Source organism: Magnetospira thiophila, assembly GCF_054657015.1.
Genome location: NZ_BAAHXF010000002.1, coordinates 59,983 through 77,656 on the forward strand (window position 1 = coordinate 59,983; position 17,674 = coordinate 77,656).

The following is a 17,674-nucleotide window of genomic DNA, read 5'->3' on the forward strand; positions in this document are numbered from 1 at the left end:
GGTTACAGGAAGTCGGACAGACTGAGTTGCTGCGCCTTGGCGAAGGCCTGATAGGCCGCCTGCAAGGCGGTCGAGGCATCGGTGAATTGGGCAATCGCCAGCGCCAGATCTATATTTTCGATATCATCGGCCTGGGTTTTGAGGATGCTGTCCAGCTTGGTAAAGCGATCTTTCGTATCGTTCATCAGAATCTGCTTGAAGCCGATATTGAAGCCGAGGGAAATCATGTCGCCCGCCACTTCGGTGCCATAGGGCGGTGCTTCGCCGGTCACTTCGTCGAGGGCGGCATCAAGCAGCCAACGGGCCTCGGTCACGCGGTTCTCGTTGGCATCCAGGCCGCCTGCGGTCCCGAAGACGCCCTGCGCGATGATGCCCATGGCACGAATGGCTTTTTCGAAGGCCGGGTGGGTCGCGTTAATATCCATGTCGATGGTGAAATCTTTATCGACACGGTGAGTGAGGACCGTGGTGTCCCCCTTGTAGTAGGGCGAGGAGGTGATGGTGCCCGCCACTTCCGTGCCGACACCGCCTTCTGTGGTCAGAGATGCCGAGGTGACGGTCATGGTGGTGCCGTCGTTGCTGACCACGGTATATTTGCCGTTGTTGTCTGAATCGGTGGCTCCGGTGATGGTGAACACGTCACCTACTGACAACCCGGCGAGGGCTCCGCCGACGGTCGAGACGATGGTGTCGGGATGGGTGAAGCTCAAATCGGTAAAATCGGCCGCTGTCAGATCTGCCGCATCATCCAGCACAAGGGTCGGGGCCGCGTCGTTGGCGCTGGTGTCGAATGCGGTGGCGACGGTGATCTTGTTGGGGACCACAGTCAAGGTGGTGCCGTCGTTGGAGGCCACAGTGAAGGTGCCGTCGTTGTCGGAATCGGTAGAGCCGGAAATGACGATTTCATCGCCCACCGAAATGCCGGACAGGGAACTGGCAGTGGCCGCCGTGAGGGTGACAGGATTGGAATAGCTCACAGTGCCGAAGTCGGCGGTGGTCAGGGTCGAGGCATCGGGCAAAGTGATGGTCGGCGCGGCATCCAGGGCACTGGTGTCGAAGGCGTAGGTGTTGCGGACCATATAGGTGCCGTCATTGGATGGGCTGCCGGAAACGGTGAAGGTGGCTCCGGCTTCCAAGGTCCCGAAGGCCGAGGTGGCGGCGGTGATGACGCTGTTTGTGGCGTCGAAACGCAGCCATGAACTGTTGCCCGCCGTGTCGGTGGACAAGACGCTGTTGACCAGATGGGCATCCCGGGTGGTGGGATAGGTGACGGTCTCTCCATTATAGGTGGACTGGAAGGTGCTGAGATTAGTCAGGCCGAAGTCCACCGGCTTGGTATGTGTTTTTGACCCTGCGAACAAATATTGGCCATCGACGAAGGCATTAAGCTGGGATTCGATGGACAGCATGGACTTGAAGGCCCAATCCTGAATGTCATCGACTGAGGAGGCGTCGGAGGTGGAGAATTCAAGAAAGCTCTCCAGGCGGTCGCGCATTTCGGTGATGGTCGTCTTGACGGCTTCCTGGGCGTTCCATTGCACTTCCAGGCGGGTGCCGATGATATCGTTGTTACGGATGTAGCGTTCATTGAGGGAGGCCAGATTCTCGATGCTGACCAACCGCTGGGCCTGATCGGAGATCCCCGCATACTGTGTGGATTTTTTTTCGCTCGAAACCTGCACCTGCTTGTCATAGACGTTCTTCTGCAAATATTGCATGCGGGTGATCATCGAGGTGGTGAACGAGTAATCTGCGATCCGGGTGACCATGACGGCCTCCTCATCTATTCGTGTTTATTCTACCTGATCATACCTTCAAGATCATCAAACATGTCGGAAATCATGCTGATGACCCGAGCGGCGGCGGAAAAGGACTGCTGGAAGATCAATAAGTTGGCCATTTCCTGATCCAGGTTGACGCCGCTGTAGTTGTTGGCCTGTTCGCGCAGGGCCTCGCTGAGATTTAACTGACTTTCCAAGGAGCGTTCAGTGGTGGCGACCAGACCGGCATTATAGGACAGAATGGACCCGCTGTATTCGGAGAAGGTCACGACCTGATCGTACAGGCCCCCGGTGGCCGAGAAGCTATGTCCATTGGTCATCATTTCGGCAATGGACTGGGAGACCGTGTTATCGCCGATACTCATGTAATACTCGCCCTTGATGCCCAGGTCGGCATTCCATTGCAGGATGCCCCGGGATTGCAAGGCCGGAGACCGGATGATGTCGTCGCGCACTTGGAAATATTGCGAGGCGCGGGCGTCGCTCTTGCTGATACCCAGGTTCTCGATAAAGGAATCACTGCCGCCGACCCCTTGGTCATCAAAGACCTCGAACACCTGCCCGTCGTCATGTTCCATGCGCAGGCGATAGCCCGAGCCGTCGGGGATCACGGTGGCCGTGACGAAGGAGATCCCGTTGTTTGAATCGTTAATGATGTCGGCGATGTCTTGCAGGGAATAGGAGGTGCCGCCCAGCAGGGTAATGCTTTCAGCGGCTCCGGTGCCGTCCTTGAACGACATGTTCATGCCGTTGGTCGGGCGCCATGTGTAATTGCTGGCCTTGATGTCGCTATCGTGCCGTGTGAGGTCCAAGCCATCGACGAACAAATCGTTCAGGCCGAGGAAATTTGAGAACCCGGACACATGCCGGTCGATGGTGCCGTCGCCATCGGCATCGAATTGGATGGTGACGTCGCTGGCGGTCGAGCCATCGGCGGTCGCCGTCTCATCCCGGAACACCAGGGCCAGATTGGAGGTGCTGATGTTGAGTTCCAGGTGTCCGGCGCTGTTGATGGTCACCGTGTCGCTGGTGGTGCCGCCGTTGGCGCGGATGTAGGATTGCAAGGTGGCCGCGACCTCGGTCAGGTCCCAAGGTCCCCCGGCGGTCTGGGCATTGCCGGCGAGACCGGCGGCCAGGGAGCCGTAGGTGGTCGATTGCATGATGGTGTCCAGGGTGGAAACGGCCAGTTGATTGCCGCTGGTATCGACCAGGGCGAGGGTGACGTCGCCACCGGACAGGGTGATGGTCTGGGTGCTCGGATCTACGAAGGTCCGGGTGCCGGTGGCCGAAGTGAGGCCCGGGAACGGGGCACCGGCGTTGTGCAGCGCATTGACCGTATCGCGCAACTCGGCGGACATATTGTCCAACTGGCTTTGCAAGTCGGTCAGCGTATGGTCGCGCAAATCAATCAGGCCCTTGATCTTGCCGCGGGTGATCAGAGTGGTGATGTCGATTTCGGAAGTGCCGCCGCCGGACAAAGTGATCGCCCCGATGTTGCCTTTGGCGTGGGTCACCGTGGCATCCAACTGCGAGGCGGCGATATGGGTCATGGTCCGCGCCGTATGGTCAATCAAGGCGACGCCGCCTTCGGTAAAGACCACCACGTCATTGTTCTCACGGGTGAAATACTGGATGTCCAGGTATTCCGACAGTTCGCTGAGCGCCAGATCCCGCTTGTCGAGCAGGTCGGTGACATCATGCCCGATGGTCGAATTGGTGACGATCTTGTTGTTCATATCCTCGATTTCCGAGGTCAGGGCATTGACCCGCGTAGTGACGTTGGCAACCTCCTTGTCGGCCTGCCAACGCATGTCCTGCAAGGTATTGGTCATCAAGTTCAGTTTGACGCCGATCTCGGTGGCCCGGCGCACCACCTCGGCCTGCTCGAAGGTCCGTTCCGGCGAGGTGGAAAGGGTTTCCATGGCCATGGTCAACTCTTCCATCATATGAGCGATGGAATCGTTGTCCGCGGGCTCGCCGAACAAATTTTGGACCCGGGTGAAATAGTCCATTTTGACTGCGATTTCAGACGTGTTGCCCTTTTCCCGACGGAAACTCTTGAGCAAGTTTTCATCGACAATACGGGTCACTTCGGCAATCTGCACCCCGGCCCCGTCGGCGGCCACCACGCGCTGCTCGAAATTGGCGATTTTACGTGAATAGCCCTCGGTATTGGTATTGGCGATATTGTTGGCGATCACGTCCAGGCCGGCCTGACTGGCCATCAGGCCAGAAGTGGCGGTTTGCAAGGCGAGAGTGATATTGCCGGCCATGGGAAAGACTCCTTGAGTCTAGAAACTGCGGTCGAGGGCGAAAGAGGTGCGGGTCGGTGCGCGGGGCTCGGCATGGGCCACGGTGCCGTCGGCATCATAGGTGGCCGGCCCCTGCTTGGTGGCGCGGGCGGCCTCGGCGACCATGTTGACGACGATCTGCATGGCCTTGATCTTGGCCTCCAAAAGCATGCTGTTTTCGTCGAGCAACTCGTCCAGATCCCGGGCGGTCTCGCGCAGGGCCTCGCGATCCTCTTCCGGAACCCGGGCCAGGATGTCGGGATGCGACGACAGCTTGCGATAAAGCTTCTCATAGCCGAGGGAGAGCTTGTTCTTTTCCTCGACCGTGTTCTTGATGTGCTCGTAGTCCTTGGCGTAGAGCGCCTCGTTCTCGCGCTCCAGAAAGTCGATCATGCGCTCGGCCACATAGAGAATGTCGTCGACCAGATCCATATGAGGATAACGGGCTTTTTCCGAGGGGCTCATTTGTCCTTTGCCTCCTGAAGCATAATCATTTGACGCATGATGGAATCGGCGATCCCGATTCCGCCGGCGCGGGTCATTTCCTTACCGAACTCATCGACCATCAGGCTGCGCCAAACCTTTTCCGCATGGCCGCCGCCGAAGGGTTCCTCGGCCCCCAGGTCATTGAACATGGGCTGCAACATCTGACCGAGAAACATGGCCTCGAAGTCTTCCGCCACCTTGCGCATGCGGCCCTGGTCGGCGATGGCCTTCGGCTGGCTATAGGTCTTGCCGGCCATCAAGGCCTGATCAAGCTGGCTGGACATCATGTCGGAACCGGTCATCACATCACCTCGATATCGGCTTGCAGGGCACCGGACGCCTTGATGGCCTGCAAGATGGTAATCATATCACGCGGACCGATGCCGAGGGCATTCAATCCATTGACCAGTTCCTGAAGGCTGACGCCCCCATCGACCACGGCCAGACGATTGTCGGCCTGTTCGTCCACCTGAATGTTGGTGCGGTCCACGGTGGTGGTGTCGCCCACTTCGGCAAACGGTCCAGGCTGGCTGACCTGTTGCGATTCGGTGATGCGGATGGTCAGGCTGCCCTGGGCGATGGCGACGGTGTTGATGCGCACGTTCTCACCCATGACGATGGTGCCGGAATGTTCGTCGATCACCACGCGGGCGGTCAGGTCCGGTTCGATACGCAGTTGCTCGATATCCGTCAGCAGGCCCACCACGTTGTCTTCGTAAGTGTCAGGCACCTGCACCAGCACCGTGCCGAGGTCGCGGGGCCGCGCCACGTTGGTGCCGAGATAGGCATTGATGGCCTGGGCCAGACGACGCGCCGTGGTGAAATCCGGGTTGCGCAGGCTCAGATTGACGCTTTTCAGCGAGCTCAATTCGAAACCGATTTCCCGTTCGATGATCGCCCCGTTGGCGATACGGGCGGCGGTGGGGACACCCTTGGTCACGTTTTCCGCATTGCCCGCGGCGCTGAACCCGCCGACCGCCAATTGGCCCTGGCCGACCGCATAGACCTCGCCATCGGCACCAAGCAGCGGGGTGACCAGCAAGGTGCCGCCCGCAAGGCTCGATGAATCGCCCAGGGCGCTGATGGAAACGTCGATCCGGTTGCCCTTGCGGGCGAACGGCGGCAGGGTGGCGGTGACCATCACCGCAGCGGTGTTGGAGGAGGTCAGGCCATCGCTGGTCGGCTTGACGCCGAGCCGTTCGAGCATGGCCAGCAGGCTTTGTTTGGTGAAATGGCCGTCGCCCAGATTGTCGCCGGTGCCATTGAGGCCGACCACCAGTCCGTAACCCACCAACTGGTTGTCCCGGACGCCTTCGATCTCGACGATGTCCTTGATCCGCGAGGCGGCATGGGCCAACGGCGCGAAGGTCGTCATCACGGCGCAGACCACAAGGGCCGGTGCCAGAAGGGCTGAAAAGGTCTTGGCGATGCGTTTCATGTCGGTACCCGGTCTTGCTTAGAGACATAAATCTATCGCTTATGAAGCAAGGGTCGTGCCAATCGGGTATTGCTTTTAATACATTGAAATATAAAGATAATAAATAGAGGTGTCGGCAAAATGAGGCGGCAGGGACGGCAGCCGGGCAACATCTGCCGGGTCATTGCGACCCCCCTCAGGAGATGATCGTTCAGATGAAAATATCCCGATCGCGGCCCTGCTTGCGTTCGCGATGCTGCTGCTGGAAGGTTTCGGTATCGACAAATTGGAACCAGTCCCGCCAGTGATCCTGGCATTGCGGAAACACCAGGTCGGGAATCTCCGGACAGGTGATATCGACCATGGTCATGGGGAGCTTGGTGATCGGGTGATTTTTTGTCCCGGCGAAATGCATGAACCAGGATTGCCGAAAGGCGGCGTTGACGCACTGGCGGATCAAATCCGGATGGGCATGCAGATAGTCGTTGTTGAACAGGAACGGATAGTGCTTAAGAACCACCTGGCTCCAGGGCTGGTTGAAGCGTTCGTCCAGCGGATCGAGCAGCCCTTGTTGCTGAATCTCGAACGACAGGGGTGTCATCTCGAAATCTATGAAATCCTTAGGGTATTTAAGGTAGATCTCAGCCATCATCGGGCCGTGCCGGGCCGGGTCGAAGACCAATACGCCGGTGTTGATCATCTGGTTTGCGGTGCCGTCCAGTCCCATAAGGCGGTAATAGTCGCGGTAGTCTGCCCACAAGACGGAGGTCGGTTTGTCGGGGGCTTTTTGCTGACGGACGCGGATCTGCTGCATAATGGTATGTAGGCAGGAGCGGCCCAACTCGGCGCCGCCCAGTCCCCAATCCGGCGGCGGCGAGGTGACTCCGCCGATGCCGCTGCCTTGATGGGCGGACACGATGCAGGGGGCTTGATGATAATTGATCAGGATATCGGAATCGATCCATACCAGACGGTCGTAGTCGCGCAGTTGCGGGTGCATGCCGATCAGCAGTTTCTGCCAATGGATCGACTTGCGCGACAGATCGCATTGGGGATCAATGAGTTCCGTCAGGGCGATGATGTCATAGCCGTGACGTTCCGCGTAGGGCTGCCAAGTTGGCTGAATATAGCGCTCGAACGCCCGCACGTAGGGCTCCCCGACAATCAGCGTGACCAGGGCCTTTTTCAGCGGAACGTCGGCCATATGTCAGATTCTATCCACTAGCGGATCAGGTCCTTGGCGGTGGTCAGCATCTCGTCCACCGACTTGAAGACGGTGGCGGAGGAATTATAGGCGTTTTGAGTCATGATGATTCTGGAGAATTCATCTGCGATGTCAACATTCGAGAGTTCCCGCGCATTGGGCGTAAAAGTGGCGTAGCCATCCAAAGACGCCGACACCAAGGACGGAGTGGAGGTCAGGTTGTTGGCCCGGTAGACGTTGCCGTCATACACGCTCAGGAGTTCCGGATTGACGAATTCCGCCAAAGGCACCTTGTACAGGGGGCGCGACGTGCCGTTGGAGAACGACCCGATGGCCACCCCGAAGGTATCGAAGGTGATGCGTTCCAACTGTCCACTGGCATTGCCGTTCCTGTGGTAATACAGCGGCACCAGCTCGTCGGAAGCGAACTGGGTGGTGTCGGTGAAGTCGAAAGTGGTGGTCGAGGTGGCTCCGTTGGCCCAGGTCACGCTGTAGGTGAGCGAGGTGGAATCGTTGGGGCTCGGGATGTTGAGCCTGTTGGGCGTGTGGGCGACGTGGGTGAACTGGTTGTCCGAGAAGGCCCCGCCGTTGGTGGTGTCCAGGTTGACACTGAACGCCGAGCCGGGCGTGTCGGCGGTCAAGGCGATTTCGCCCAGTCCGGCTCCCGGGGCGGCGGTGACCAGCGGACCGAGAGTCCCGTCGGCATTGATGGCGGCCAGCAAGGCATCGCGCACCACCCCGATATCGGCTTCGGTGCCGAGGGCCGTGTAGGTGACGGTGGTGCCGCTGACGGTGGCGCTGTAGACGTCACCCGCCTCAATGGTGTTGCCGGTGGTCACGGTCAGATTGTTGTCCGCCGTTCCACCGCCATCGGCGGCGGCGACGGTGGTGGTGAAAGTGGCTCCCGCAGTGACCGAAGTGAGCAGCAGTTCGCCGGGCCCGGCTCCCGGGCTGGCGGTGACAAGGGCCCCGACAGTCACATCGGCGTTGATGGCCGCCAGCAGGCCATCGCGAATGGCGTTGATATTTGCTTCGCCGCCGGTTGTCGTATAAGTGACGGTGGTGCCGTTGACGGTGGCCGAATAGGTATCGCCTGCTTCCCCGGCGGTGCCGGTCAGGGTCAGGGTGTCCTTTTGTCCGGCGGCCATGGTCAGGGTGTTGACCTGCGCCTGCGCCGCGCCCTTGCGAATGTCCAGAAGCTGGCCTTCGCCATCGAACACGAAGGTGGCATCGGCGGTGGTGCCCGGAGTCTGCGTGAGGTTGGCCGTGGTGGTGGTGGTGATCAATGTGTTGTCTGCCGTCACGCCGCCGTTGGTGGCGGAGGATGTGGCGGTGAACTGCGTCCCGGCGGTGACGGCGGTCAGGGTGATTTCCCCCAGGGCGGCCCCCGGAGCGGCGGTGACGATCGCCCCGACGGTCGGATCGGCGGCAATGGCGGCCAACAGGCCGTCGCGCACTCCGCCGATGTCGGCTTCGGTTCCGAGAGCCGTATAGCTGACGGCGGTGCCGTTGACGGTCATGGAATAGACGTCGCCCGCTTCAATTGTCCCGGCAAGAGTTGCCGTATCAACCTGGGCCGTCGGCGGACCGTAGTAGGAACCGTTGACCGTCCATTCGTTTTCCACGTCGGTCTTGGTGAAATTGAAGGTCACCGCCTGGGTCTCGCCGAGACTGTCGTACACCGCGCCGCTGTACTTGAAGGTGGCACCGGTGGCGGCGTCGGCGGGGATGTTGATATGGACATTGGCACCGGTCGTCGAAATGGGCGCGTCGTAGTAGGCGTAGGTGTCGATTCGAATGGGCTTCAGCGCGGGTGAAAAATTGCCATTGATGTCGGCTTCCCAGCCCTGGACGAAATAGCCGTTCTTGTCGGCCAGATAGCCTTTTTTATAGGTGATGGTATTGCCGTTCAGATCCACAGCGGTGGCCGTTTCGCCGCTTTCCTGGTGGAAGGAGCCGTCGCGACCGTAGTAGGTATCGCCGGAGCCATCGGCCTTGCTGTTCAACACGAAGAACCCGGCCCCGTTGATGGCCAGATCCAGATCGCGGTCGGAAGCGGTGATGGTGCCCTGACTTGCGATGCGATTGTATTGCTTGGTCCGAATGCCGCCCAGATCCCCTTCATGTTGAAAGGTGTCGGAAACCAGGGAGGAGAAATGGGTTTCGACTCGCTTGTAGCCACCAGTATTCACGTTGGCGATGTTGGTGCCGATATCGCTCATGGTCCGCGCCTGAGAGAACATGCCCATAACGGCGGTGGAAAACATGCCATACATCATGACGACGATGACGTCCCGAGGGGACGCTCCCTGCGATGAAACCAATAACCTTTAACAGGTATCGCAAGGGACGTGCCAGAATGAGGAATATATAGTCAATTGGAATCATTGAGTTATATTTATGTGGGGACAGGCAAGAGTTGCCCGTTTCCGGCAGGATGCCGACCGACCCGGCAACAAATGCCGAGTGGAAAAATTCGTGGTTTTATGGTTAGTTGGTGCATCGGCTCGAACAACGGTCACATTTGAGGTTTTACTCTTGGCTGGCATGAAGATTTCCGGACCTGGCGCCTCGCGCGGCGTGACCTCGACGGATCGCAAGAAAAAGGCATCCGGGGGGCAAGGCAGCGACTTCGCCGATCATCTGTCCGAAGCGACGGGGCCAACCGCTCCGACCAGCGGATACGAGGCGGCGGCGGTAATGCCGGTGGACGCCGTATTGGCGGCGCAACAGGTCCCCGACGCGACTCAGCAACGCTCGCGCGGCCTGATCCGTCGGCGCGGCGAGGCGCTACTCGATGGGCTGGAACGGCTGCGCCTGCAACTGCTTGGCGGACGGCTGTCAAAGGATGAACTGGTCCAACTGGCCCAGGCGCTGCGGGAGAAGCGACCGCAGGTCAATGATCGGCAACTGATCGAAATCATGGATGAGATCGAACTGCGGGTCGAAGTCGAAATCGCCAAATACACCCGGTCGAGCTGATCTGTCTCCCGGCGGCCGGTTTTGGCCCGGCAAAGCCACCTCCTTGCAGCGAGAGAAAAAATCATTGCTTGCGAGGGCGGGCCAGCCTCCGTATATATGCCGCCAAAATGGACGACGGAGACCTTGGGAGGTCCGACACGGCATGAACGTTACCTTGCCCCCAGATTACCGACCCTCGGAAGACGAGGAGTTCATGAATCCGACCATGCAGGAATATTTCCGCATGAAGCTCCTGAAGTGGCGCGGTGAACTGCTCGAAGCGTCGCAGGAAACCCTGAATCATTTGCAGGAAGGTGGAATCCTCGAACCGGATATCGCCGACCGGGCGACCATCGAGACCGACCGTTCCCTCGAACTGCGCACCCGGGACCGCGCCCGCAAGCTGATCGGCAAGATCGACGAGGCGTTGGAGCGTCTGGATGACGGGTCCTATGGCTATTGCGAGGAAACCCACGAACCCATCGGCGTGCGTCGATTGGAAGCGCGGCCCATCGCCACCATGAGTATCGAGGCCCAGGAACGCCACGAACGCATGGAACGCACCCACCGCGACGATTGATCCTTCTTCGGCGGATCACCAAGAAAAAAGGCCGGTCCCCGAAGGGTCCGGCCCAAGTTTTGTTCCAGATTCTGGCTTGAACTAGAACGGGAAGACGATATCCCACAATTGCGTGCCCCAGCGCGGTTGCTGGAGGTCGCTCAGGGTGCCGCGGCCACCGTAGGCGACACGCATTTCGGCGATCTTTTCGTTGGAAATGGTGTTGGAATAGTCAATGTCCTCGGGGCGGATGATGCCGGTGATGGCCAACTCGCGCATCTCGAAGTTCACCTTCATCTCCTGACGACCGAAAATCACCAGATTGCCGTTGGGCAGCACCTGGGTGATGACGGCGGCCAGGGTCAGGTTGATTTCTTCCGAACGGTCCAGCGACCCGTCGCCCTTGGTGGAATGGACGTTGCCGAAGCTCATGACCGAGGTCGGGTCGAGGCCCTGGGGCAGATACTGGGTGAATTCCGCCTCCAGGCCGAGCAGGTTGGTGACATCCGTATCCTCGGAGTCTTCCCGGTCCCGTTCGGTGGTGTTGCTCAAAGAAGCGCTGTCGTCCAGGGCCAGATTGATGGTCAAAATGTCGCCCACTTCCTTGGCCCGCTGGTCCTTGAAGAAGGCTCGGGCTCCGGCCCGCCACAGGGAGTTGGGGTTATTGTCGGCTATTTTCGGGGCCGGCATGGGCATGCTCACCGGCTGATAGTCGCGGCGGGCCATGGGATTCTGAATTTCACTCAGTTCCGGGCCATCGCCAATGGCCGAAAGGCGGCTGATGGTGTTGCATCCTGCGGTGCTGATCGCCAGCGCCATGACGGTGAGCGCCTTGAGGGATGGGGTGATATGGGACCTGTTCATGGTCGGTCTCCTAGTTCATGGCCAACTGGTCGGCGGAGAGCACACGGACCCGGTCGGGGCCAATGACTTCCGCTTGCAGGATCTTGTTGCTCTGCGTATTGAGGACTTTCACCGCGTCCCCCTCGGAGCCGCTTTCCAGGGCCTTGCCCCGGGTGGTCAGGGTCATCCGTTTGTTATGCAGGATGATGGTGACCAAGGCGCCCTTGCGCACATCCAACGGCCGGGCCACCTGTCCATGGCGGATCGGTTCGTCGGCACCGAGGCTGTTCTGGGCGGCCATGCCGACCAGATCGGTCACTTCGGTGATGGTGCTCGGGTGCATGCGGTCGGTGCGCAATTTGATCCAACGGATATCCCCATGGGTGACGATTTCGTCTTTGGCCATGCGGTGGGTCAGTACCGGCACCTCGACCACCTTGTGGGTGCGGCCGTTGATGCGTAGTTGCTTCAAGATGGCCCCGTTGGCCGGGAAGCGCAGGCTGGCCGAGAAACGACCGGAGGAATGATCATAGGTCAGATCCTCCACCGCCACGGAGGCGTTTTCCGGGCTGTCCACCTGCACATCGAAGTTGCGCTTGCCCAAATCGACGATGACGTCCGGACTGGCCCCTTGTTCGATCAGGGCACCGAGAATTTCGTTGGTGATTTCCTCGCGACCGATGAAAAAGCTCGACCGTTCAACGACGGCGCGGGCGCTGCCGCCCAGCGGCTTCCAGTCCACCTTGTAGGCTTCGGCCACGCGGGTCAGCCAGCGATGATTGAGGACCGCCTGTTCGCCGGTGGCGGGGGAATAGCCCACCACCTCGTTGGCGCTTTCGCCCGCGTCTTTCCAGATATCGCCGATGCGCACCACATCCTCGGTCACCACGATGTGCTGAACCAGGGTCGCGGCCGAGGCGAAGCCCGTCCAGGTCAGGCCGATCCATCCCAATACAAGAGCAAAAACGATGCGTGTCATGGCAGCCTCCCTTACTTGAGTTGGTTCACGGCGGACATCATCTCGTCGGATGTGGAGATGACCTTGGAATTCATTTCATAGGCCCGTTGGGCGGAAATCAGGTTGCCCACTTCTTCCACCGCGTTGACGTTGGAGGTTTCCAGGAACCCCTGCAACAACGTGCCCATGCCGGTGGTGCCCGGAGTCGCCGTAACCGGTGCACCGGAAGACGTGGTCTGCATCAGATAGTTGTCGCCGACCGCTTGCAAACCGGCCGGATTGGGGAACATGGCCAATTGCAGTTGGCCGACGTTCTGCGAGGTGGTCTGACCGGCCAGCTTGACCAGCACTTCGCCCGAGGCATTGACCGTCACGTCCACGGCTTTGGCGGGCACGGTAATGCCCGGTTGCAGGGCGTATCCGTCGTGGGTCACCAGACTGCCATCGGCCGACATCTGGAACGTGCCATCGCGGGTATAGGCCGTCTCGCCGGAGGGCATCAGGACCTGGAAGAAGCCTTTCCCCTGGATCGCCAGATCCATCACGTTGTCGGTCGCCGTCAGGTTGCCCTGACCATGGATGCGATAGACCGCCGCCAGCTTGACGCCCAAACCCAACTGCACGCCGGTCGGCACGATGGTGCCGGAATCGGAGGAGGCGGAGCCTACGCGACGCAGGTTTTGATACAGCAAATCATGAAATTCCGTGCGCCGACGCTTGTAGCCGGTGGTATTCATGTTGGCGATGTTGTTGGAGATCACCTCGACGTTCTGCTCTTGAGCGAGCATCCCGGTGGCGCCAATGTATAAGGACCTCATGGGTTCAACTCCTCTTTCTTAACCTTGACCGACCAGGATGCTGCCGAGCTTCTTGATTCGGTCGTCTTCCTGTTCGATGAATTTGGTTGCGCCTTGATAGGCCCGATGCACGTCGATCATGCGGGTCATTTCCAAGATCGGCTGGATGTTGGACCCTTCAATCGCCCCTTGGACAACATTGGGGAACGTGGCCTCCTGGCCCGGGGCATCGCTGGCATAGAGCGCCCCCGCTTCGCGCTTCAATTTGTGCGCGTTTTCGAAGGTCACGACCGAGAGCTTGGCAATGTTGCCATTGTTGGTGGTGATCGAGCCGTCGCGGGAGATGCGGATATCCACATCGTCGGGCGCGAAAGTGATCGGCCCGCCTTGTCCCATCACGGGGTTGCCGTTGGAGGTGACCAACTGGCCGGTGTCATTGAGTTGGAAATGTCCGTCGCGGGTATAGCGCGGGCCGCTGGGGGTATCGACGACGAAATAGCCGTCCCCATGCACCGCCAGATCGAGCGGGTTGTCGGTTTCGATGATCGGTCCCTCTTCCTGGACCCGATAGGAGGCCACGTCGCGGACAAAGGCGTTCTTGGTGCCGAGCATGGACTCGCCACCCTTGCTGCGGACCAGGTGGTCCACGAACATCATGCGTTCGCCCTTGTAGCCATGGGTATTCATGTTCGCCAGGTTGTTCGCGATCACCGACATTTCGCGGCGCAGCGAACTTTCCCTGGAAAGGATGATGTATGATGTGTTTTCCATCGTCAGTTCCGTTCATCCGTGTTCAAGCCACGCCTATCCATGCATTCCCCATGCCAGAATATATTAATATTATAAATCAATGGATTGATGGATGAGCGCTGGGCAACCAGCGCGGCAGAAGTCGCCTCTTGCCGGGCATAAGTTGCCCGTTGAAGGTCCCAGGGGAAGACTTTGCAGGGGCGCGGCTACAGCCACCTGAGCCGTTTGAGCAGCCAGACCTCGAAGGCGGCGACAGAGAGCAGGCCACCACAGACGGCCCAGAAGGCCCAACTGGTGTCGGCTCCGGGAATACCCCCCACATTGATCCCCAGCAGCCCGGTCAGGAATCCGAGCGGCAGCATGACCGTGGCGACAAGGGTCAGGGTATACATGGTTCTTTCCATGCGATGGGACAGGCGGCTGGCCAGTTCGTCCTGTACCACGGCGGAACGTTCGCGCACATCATCCAGCTCTTCGGTGATTCGGGTCGTGCGGTCGACGGTCTCGCGCAACCGGCCCCGGACCCGTTCGTCGAGCCAGGGTTCTTCCAATTGCGACAGGCGATTCAGCGCCTCCCGCTGGGGGGCCACGTAGCGGCGCAGGGAAATGGCTATCCGGCGCAACTCCATCAGCTTGTGCCGGGCCTCGCGGAGCGGCAACGGGTCCCCTTCCCCGGAGCGCAACAGGCGGTCTTCCAGTTCCACCACCTCGTCAGAAATGTCGTCGATGACCGGTCCGAGGCGCTCGGTCATGCGCGCCGCCAAGCGGGCGACCAGATGTCCGGTCGAGACGGGGCCTTTGCCGACGGCAAGTTGTTCGCGAATGTCCTCGACCGCCATCAACTTGCGCATTCTGGTCGAGATCACCTTGTCATCGTCGATCCATAACCGGATGGAGACCATGTCTTCGGGGTCCGCTCCGGGGTTGAGGTTGACCCCGCGCAGCACGATCAAAATCCCCTCGGGGAACCAGTCGCAGCGGGGTCGGGTTTCGGCGGCGAGCAGGCCGTCGATCACATGGGTGTCGAGACCGCTGTGTTGGCGAAACCAGGGTTCGGTGGCGGGTTGAGTGAAGTCGAAATGAAACCAGGCCTCGCCCTGTTTTGGCGTCCAGTGGGTCACGCCGTCCCAATCGAGGGGCGTGCCCCGACCCGAGCCGTCGAGCAGGTAGGCGCAGACCAGTTCCGGATGTTCCGTCATGACGATGATCCTCGCTTGTATTGCCTCCGCTCAGTCGGTGGCGATGTCGCTCGGGACGTCCCAGGCAATGACCCGGTTGCGGCCCTGTTGCTTGGCCATGTAGAGCGCCTGATCCGCCTGTTCGATGGTTTCCTTGAGGGGGGCCGACCCGATCAGTTCCGCCAGCCCGAAGGAGGCGGTGACGGCCAGGGACTGCCCGCCCTCCAGGCGCAGGGGGGCCGCAGCCAGGGCGGCGCGCAACCGCTCCAGGACCGGCAGGCCGCTGCGCAGATTGGTATTGGGGAGAAACAGCAGGAATTCCTCGCCCCCGTAGCGAAAGACAAAATCAAAGGGCCGCAAGCCGGTGAGCAGAATTTCGGCGGCGGCGGTCAGCACCTGATCGCCCACCGGATGGCCGTAGGTATCGTTGACCGCCTTGAAATGGTCCAGGTCGGCCAGCCCGATGCAGCAGGGTTCGCCGGTGCGCAGATGGCGTTCCCGCTCCCGGGACAGTTCCCGGTCCATGGCCTGACGGTTATGGACCCCGGTCAGCGGGTCGAGGTCCTGATGGGCCTGGGAGAAGGCCCGTTCCAGACGGCGCGCCTGGGCCAGAAAGGCGTTGAAGGAATCGGCGAAGGCCGCGTAGGTGGCGCTGTCTGGCGACTGTCCACCCAGGGCCTTCTCTCTCAGCAGGTGCGCCCGGTCATGCATGTCCCGATGCAGTCGGGCCAGGGTATGGAGCGCCGGTTGATCGACCAGCCCGGCATGCTGGTTGCGCACATACCAGGTGCCGAAGCGACAGAGATGGTGGGAATCGTAGATGGGCACGCGGGATTCGGAGACGGCTCCGCACAGCATCGCGCCATGCCAGGTCTTGAGCCAAACCAGATGACTGCCGACAGCCTTGTCCAATTCATCGAGAATTTCGGCGGGGGTCACGGCGGGTCCTTCGCTGCGGCAGGGAAAATCAAAGGATATGTGGCCTGCAAGGCGTCGTCCAGGTCCGCCATTGTGACCGCTACGCCCAGGTCTTGCAACGAGGTGACACCGTGCCTCGCCAGTCCGCAAGGCACGATCCCGGAAAAGTGGCTCAGATTCGGATGAACATTGATCGCCAGTCCGTGAAAAGTCACCCAGCGCCGCACCCGCACGCCGAAGGCGGCCACCTTGTCCTCCCGTCCGTCGGCGCGGACCACCCAGATGCCGACCCGGTCGGCGCGTCGTTCCCCGCGCACCCCGAACCGGGACAGGGCGGCGATCACCCAATCTTCCAGCCCATGCACAAAGGCCCCCAGGTCGCGCCCGCGCCGCCGCAGATCGTGCATCACATAGGCAATGCGCTGGCCCGGACCGTGATAGGTATATTGGCCGCCGCGCCCGGTCGGAAAGACCGGGAAACGGTCCGGTTCGAGCAGGTCGGCGGGCCGGGCGCTGGTGCCCGCCGTGTACAAAGGCGGATGTTCGAGCAGCCAGATGCACTCCGCCGCCGTTCCGGCATGGATGTCGGCCACCCGCCGTTCCATGAAGGTCAGGGCGTCCGGGTAGGAGACCTCGCGGTCTGGGCCTCGCCATTCCATGTTTGCGTTGATATACATGACCCTTGTCATATCGGTCGCGCTGAGTCCTGGCAATGGACGAGTAAGGGGCAGGCCCGGAATGACCAACAGGAGGCCAAATCATGCAGAAACCGTCCGCTGTCGCCCAGGAATTCCTTGATCCAGACACCATGCGGGACGTGGCGGCGTTCATCAGCGGCAATCCTATGAAATTGCTGCAAATCCCAGAGATCGCGGCGATTGTTTCCGATCGGCGCGCCCAACGTCTGCTGCGTTCGGGCCTCAGGCAGATGCCCGAGGCGGTGGCGGCTATTCCAGAGGCGGTGGAACATAATGCACGGCAGATCCTGGCCCGGCAGGCCACCCTGCGTCCGTGGATACTCATCCGGCCGCTGTTGGGGTTGGATGCGGTCCGGCGGCGGCTGGGGGCGCTGAAGGTCCTGTCCGTTGGGCCGCGCACCGAAGAGGAAATCATTGCCCTCTTGGGGTCCGGTTTTGCCGCCGAGAATATCACGGCGGTGGATCTGATCACCTATTCGCCCTGGATCTCCCTGGCCGATATGCATGATCTACCGTTCGCGGACGAAGGCTTTGATATTGTACTCGCTGGTTGGGTTCTGTCCTACAGCCAGCAGCCGGAAAAGGCGGCGGCGGAGATGTGGCGGGTTCTGCGTCCTGGCGGGCATCTGGCCATCGGCTGTCAGTATGTGCCCGAGGAAATGGAGGAAAACCGGGCGCGGGGCGGAACCGACGAGCGTCTGTACAAGTCGCCGCAGGATATCGTCGCGCTATTTGGTGCGGCCAATTTGGAGGTGGTTTTCCAAAGTGACGTGGCACCGCAGGACCGGGCGAGCCGGGGGGATATCGTTGTGGTTCTGCGCCGCCCCACTTAA

At 60.5% G+C, this 17,674-nt stretch carries 17 protein-coding genes; 3 read left to right on the plus strand and 14 right to left on the minus strand.

Annotated elements, in window-relative coordinates; translation table 11 throughout:
- Nucleotides 1-2 precede the first annotated feature (2 nt).
- From ACYQ1P_RS09885 to ACYQ1P_RS09915, 7 genes are all read right to left on the minus strand, one after another.
- Entirely contained in the window at nt 3-1,769 is a 1,767-nt protein-coding gene (locus ACYQ1P_RS09885; RefSeq protein ID WP_460020199.1) for a flagellin, read from the minus strand.
- Nucleotides 1,770-1,798: 29 nt separating this feature from the next.
- Nucleotides 1,799-4,054, minus strand: coding sequence for a flagellar hook-associated protein FlgK (flgK, locus tag ACYQ1P_RS09890; RefSeq protein ID WP_460020200.1), 2,256 nt, complete (start codon nt 4,052-4,054; stop codon nt 1,799-1,801).
- An 18-nt stretch (nt 4,055-4,072) separates the two neighbouring features.
- The gene (gene flgN, locus ACYQ1P_RS09895) at nt 4,073-4,537 is read right to left on the minus strand and encodes a flagellar export chaperone FlgN (protein ID WP_460020201.1); all 465 of its coding nucleotides are present in this window, start codon (nt 4,535-4,537) and stop codon (nt 4,073-4,075) included.
- Nucleotides 4,534-4,860 carry a rod-binding protein gene (locus tag ACYQ1P_RS09900; protein ID WP_460020202.1) on the minus strand — a complete coding sequence of 109 codons (327 nt, stop codon included), beginning with the start codon at nt 4,858-4,860 and terminating at the stop codon, nt 4,534-4,536. The genes flgN and ACYQ1P_RS09900 overlap by 4 nt, the downstream gene beginning before the upstream one ends.
- Nucleotides 4,860-5,996: a flagellar basal body P-ring protein FlgI gene (locus ACYQ1P_RS09905; RefSeq protein WP_460020203.1), complete on the minus strand. Its 1,137-nt coding sequence runs from the start codon at nt 5,994-5,996 to the stop codon at nt 4,860-4,862. Before ACYQ1P_RS09905 ends, ACYQ1P_RS09900 begins: the two co-directional genes overlap by 1 nt.
- A gap of 190 nt (nt 5,997-6,186) precedes the next feature.
- A complete protein-coding gene (locus tag ACYQ1P_RS09910) occupies nt 6,187-7,179 on the minus strand; it encodes a hypothetical protein (RefSeq protein WP_460020204.1) in 993 nt (330 codons plus the stop codon).
- A gap of 17 nt (nt 7,180-7,196) precedes the next feature.
- Complete coding sequence (locus ACYQ1P_RS09915) at nt 7,197-9,446, minus strand: flagellar hook-basal body complex protein (RefSeq protein ID WP_460020205.1); 2,250 nt, start codon at nt 9,444-9,446, stop codon at nt 7,197-7,199.
- Nucleotides 9,447-9,726: 280 nt separating this feature from the next.
- Here ACYQ1P_RS09915 and ACYQ1P_RS09920 point away from each other — a divergent pair, with 280 nt between their 5' ends.
- Both ACYQ1P_RS09920 and dksA read left to right on the plus strand, forming a co-directional pair.
- Nucleotides 9,727-10,161, plus strand: a complete 435-nt coding sequence (locus ACYQ1P_RS09920) for a flagellar assembly protein FliX (RefSeq protein WP_460021632.1) — start codon at nt 9,727-9,729, stop codon at nt 10,159-10,161.
- Between the two features lie 142 nt (nt 10,162-10,303).
- Nucleotides 10,304-10,720: an RNA polymerase-binding protein DksA gene (gene dksA, locus ACYQ1P_RS09925; protein WP_460020206.1), complete on the plus strand. Its 417-nt coding sequence runs from the start codon at nt 10,304-10,306 to the stop codon at nt 10,718-10,720.
- A gap of 81 nt (nt 10,721-10,801) precedes the next feature.
- Here the strand turns inward: dksA and flgH are convergent, their stop codons facing one another.
- The 7 genes from flgH to lipB all read right to left on the minus strand — a co-directional run bounded on the left by flgH (nt 10,802) and on the right by lipB (nt 16,820).
- Nucleotides 10,802-11,563: a flagellar basal body L-ring protein FlgH gene (gene flgH, locus ACYQ1P_RS09930; protein WP_460020207.1), complete on the minus strand. Its 762-nt coding sequence runs from the start codon at nt 11,561-11,563 to the stop codon at nt 10,802-10,804.
- A 10-nt stretch (nt 11,564-11,573) separates the two neighbouring features.
- On the minus strand, nt 11,574-12,521 hold the full coding sequence (gene flgA / locus ACYQ1P_RS09935) for a flagellar basal body P-ring formation chaperone FlgA (protein WP_460020208.1): 948 nt from the start codon (nt 12,519-12,521) through the stop codon (nt 11,574-11,576).
- 11 nt (nt 12,522-12,532) lie between these two features.
- On the minus strand, nt 12,533-13,318 hold the full coding sequence (flgG, locus tag ACYQ1P_RS09940) for a flagellar basal-body rod protein FlgG (protein WP_460020209.1): 786 nt from the start codon (nt 13,316-13,318) through the stop codon (nt 12,533-12,535).
- An 18-nt stretch (nt 13,319-13,336) separates the two neighbouring features.
- On the minus strand, nt 13,337-14,068 hold the full coding sequence (flgF, locus tag ACYQ1P_RS09945; protein ID WP_460020210.1) for a flagellar basal-body rod protein FlgF: 732 nt from the start codon (nt 14,066-14,068) through the stop codon (nt 13,337-13,339).
- 185 nt (nt 14,069-14,253) lie between these two features.
- The gene (locus ACYQ1P_RS09950; RefSeq protein WP_460020211.1) at nt 14,254-15,246 is read right to left on the minus strand and encodes a zinc transporter ZntB; all 993 of its coding nucleotides are present in this window, start codon (nt 15,244-15,246) and stop codon (nt 14,254-14,256) included.
- Nucleotides 15,247-15,276: 30 nt separating this feature from the next.
- Nucleotides 15,277-16,164, minus strand: a complete 888-nt coding sequence (locus tag ACYQ1P_RS09955; RefSeq protein ID WP_460020212.1) for a diguanylate cyclase — start codon at nt 16,162-16,164, stop codon at nt 15,277-15,279.
- On the minus strand, nt 16,161-16,820 hold the full coding sequence (lipB, locus tag ACYQ1P_RS09960) for a lipoyl(octanoyl) transferase LipB (RefSeq protein ID WP_460020213.1): 660 nt from the start codon (nt 16,818-16,820) through the stop codon (nt 16,161-16,163). Before lipB ends, ACYQ1P_RS09955 begins: the two co-directional genes overlap by 4 nt.
- Nucleotides 16,821-16,903: 83 nt before the next feature.
- Here lipB and ACYQ1P_RS09965 point away from each other — a divergent pair, with 83 nt between their 5' ends.
- Entirely contained in the window at nt 16,904-17,674 is a 771-nt protein-coding gene (locus tag ACYQ1P_RS09965; protein ID WP_460020214.1) for a class I SAM-dependent methyltransferase, read from the plus strand.

Excerpts from the sequence above, each read along its gene's own strand:
- ACYQ1P_RS09885 (WP_460020199.1), bottom strand. The coding sequence starts at position 1,769 with ATGGTCACCCGGATCGCAGATTACTCGTTCACCACCTCGATGATCACC.
- flgK (WP_460020200.1), bottom strand. The coding sequence starts at position 4,054 with ATGGCCGGCAATATCACTCTCGCCTTGCAAACCGCCACTTCTGGCCTG.
- flgN (WP_460020201.1), bottom strand. The coding sequence starts at position 4,537 with ATGAGCCCCTCGGAAAAAGCCCGTTATCCTCATATGGATCTGGTCGAC.
- ACYQ1P_RS09900 (WP_460020202.1), bottom strand. The coding sequence starts at position 4,860 with ATGACCGGTTCCGACATGATGTCCAGCCAGCTTGATCAGGCCTTGATG.
- ACYQ1P_RS09905 (WP_460020203.1), bottom strand. The coding sequence starts at position 5,996 with ATGAAACGCATCGCCAAGACCTTTTCAGCCCTTCTGGCACCGGCCCTT.
- ACYQ1P_RS09910 (WP_460020204.1), bottom strand. The coding sequence starts at position 7,179 with ATGGCCGACGTTCCGCTGAAAAAGGCCCTGGTCACGCTGATTGTCGGG.
- ACYQ1P_RS09915 (WP_460020205.1), bottom strand. The coding sequence starts at position 9,446 with ATGTTTTCCACCGCCGTTATGGGCATGTTCTCTCAGGCGCGGACCATG.
- ACYQ1P_RS09920 (WP_460021632.1), top strand. The coding sequence starts at position 9,727 with ATGAAGATTTCCGGACCTGGCGCCTCGCGCGGCGTGACCTCGACGGAT.
- dksA (WP_460020206.1), top strand. The coding sequence starts at position 10,304 with ATGAACGTTACCTTGCCCCCAGATTACCGACCCTCGGAAGACGAGGAG.
- flgH (WP_460020207.1), bottom strand. The coding sequence starts at position 11,563 with ATGAACAGGTCCCATATCACCCCATCCCTCAAGGCGCTCACCGTCATG.
- flgA (WP_460020208.1), bottom strand. The coding sequence starts at position 12,521 with ATGACACGCATCGTTTTTGCTCTTGTATTGGGATGGATCGGCCTGACC.
- flgG (WP_460020209.1), bottom strand. The coding sequence starts at position 13,318 with ATGAGGTCCTTATACATTGGCGCCACCGGGATGCTCGCTCAAGAGCAG.
- flgF (WP_460020210.1), bottom strand. The coding sequence starts at position 14,068 with ATGGAAAACACATCATACATCATCCTTTCCAGGGAAAGTTCGCTGCGC.
- ACYQ1P_RS09950 (WP_460020211.1), bottom strand. The coding sequence starts at position 15,246 with ATGACGGAACATCCGGAACTGGTCTGCGCCTACCTGCTCGACGGCTCG.
- lipB (WP_460020213.1), bottom strand. The coding sequence starts at position 16,820 with ATGTATATCAACGCAAACATGGAATGGCGAGGCCCAGACCGCGAGGTC.
- ACYQ1P_RS09965 (WP_460020214.1), top strand. The coding sequence starts at position 16,904 with ATGCAGAAACCGTCCGCTGTCGCCCAGGAATTCCTTGATCCAGACACC.